This window comes from Corynebacterium sp. SA-MJD20WY100, assembly GCF_039822565.1.
Taxonomy (GTDB): domain Bacteria; phylum Actinomycetota; class Actinomycetes; order Mycobacteriales; family Mycobacteriaceae; genus Corynebacterium; species Corynebacterium phoceense_A.
The window spans coordinates 1-736 of the sequence record NZ_JBCJKS010000048.1 but is presented as its reverse complement, the minus strand read 5'-3'; the positions used below and the strand labels follow the sequence as shown (position 1 = coordinate 736).

Sequence of the window (736 nt, the reverse complement as noted above, 5' to 3'; positions counted from 1 at the left end):
GTGTCTGATGGTTTGTGTGTGGGAATCCATCCCGCATAAGGAGATAAGCCAGAATGACTACTGTGGCACGACGAGACCCGGCTGATAAGGCCAAGATTGACGCGATTGAGCAAAAGCTTCTCGCTAACCCTGAAATCGCGAAGCTGATCGACGAACTAGGCACCTCCACGACGGATGCCAATGACCTGGTGCGCGGCATGTTGCAAGCCTCGATTACCAGAGGTTTGAATGCTGAGATGGATGCCCACCTCGGCTATCAATCCGGTGATCGGGAAGCTAAAGCGGCAGCTGGGACTGATAATCACCGCAATGGCACCTACCCGAAGACGGTTGATTCCAATTACGGGCCGGTTACCGTAGACGTTCCCAGAGACAGGGCAGGGACGTTTCTTCCCACCATGGTTCCCAAAGGCTCCAGGCGCTTGACTGACGTCGATGACATGATCGTGAGCTTGTATGCCGGCGGAATGACCGTGCGCGATATCAGGCACCATATGGCCACCGCCATGCGGGTGGATATCTCCCATGAGACAATCTCAGCTGTCACTGACGCAGTCCTTGATGAAGTCATGGTGTGGCAAAACCGCCAGCTCGACGAGTTCTACCCCGTCATCTTCCTTGACGCATTGCGCATCAAAGTCCGTGACGGTGGACGCGTAGTCAACAAGAGCGCCTATATGGCCATCGGCGTGGACATCGACGGAATCAAACACATCCTGGGACTGTGGATCGCCAA

1 protein-coding gene is annotated in these 736 nt (G+C 55.0%); it reads left to right on the top strand.

The window, feature by feature from the left end:
• Positions 1–53 precede the first annotated feature (53 nt).
• Positions 54–736, top strand: a 683-nt coding sequence (locus ABJ196_RS12635; RefSeq protein ID WP_347307583.1) for a transposase, incomplete at its 3' end; no start/stop codon positions are given.